This is a genomic window from Oleiphilus sp. HI0066 (assembly GCF_001635725.1).
In genome coordinates this window covers 1-808 of record NZ_LWFH01001736.1, presented here as the reverse complement: position 1 = coordinate 808, position 808 = coordinate 1, and the positions used below count along the sequence as shown (strand labels likewise).

Sequence of the window (808 nt, the reverse complement as noted above, 5' to 3'; positions counted from 1 at the left end):
TAAACAATCAGTTCAATACCGATTGGGACACATATGTCCAAACACTATTCAAAAAGGCATACCAAGAACAAATTTTCGCAGTTGGAATAACTGATTACTTTTCAATCGACGGCTACACAAAGCTCAGAAAAGACTACTTGGGCAATGACGAGAAATTGCGATCTTTGTTTAGTGAAGATGAAATCAGCCATATCAAGAACATGCTGATAGTCCCCAATATTGAGTTTAGGCTTAGCAAATTTATCACCGGAAACGCTCGAGAATTAAGTAGCCTCAATAGAAAACTCAACTTTCACGTAATCTTATCTGACGAACTTTCGATTGAAGAAATTCAAACCAACTTCTTACAACAGGTAACCTTTGACAGTTATGCAGAAACTGGTTCGCCGGCACACCAAATGCCACTTACCAAGACCAACTTGGAAAATTACGGAAAGGCGTTAAAAGAGGAACATAGCGCCTTTCGAGATAGCGGACGCAGCGACCTTTATATAGGGATGATGAATGCAGGCGTGGATGAGTCTAATATATTAAAAACCCTAGGCCACCCTCTTTTTGCAGACAAATATCTACTCGGAATAAATCCAGATGAGGACTTAAGTAGAGTGTCTTGGAGTTCTTCCGGCCATGCGAGCCGGAAAAACCTAATTAAACAAGCCCACTTCATGTTCACCGCTAATCCCGGCACTGTTAGGTTCATGCAAGGAGAGTTTCACGATTCTCAAGATGAATTCATACAAGAATTTGGCACAAAAAAACCCTGCCTATGGGGTTCAGATGCGCATGATTTAGAAAAGCTCTTAGAGCC

General features: G+C 41.1%; 1 pseudogene. It reads left to right on the top strand.

Annotation, left to right across the window (positions count from 1 at the left end):
• Positions 1–808, top strand: a pseudogene (locus A3738_RS31635) (TrlF family ATPase); the annotation flags it as partial.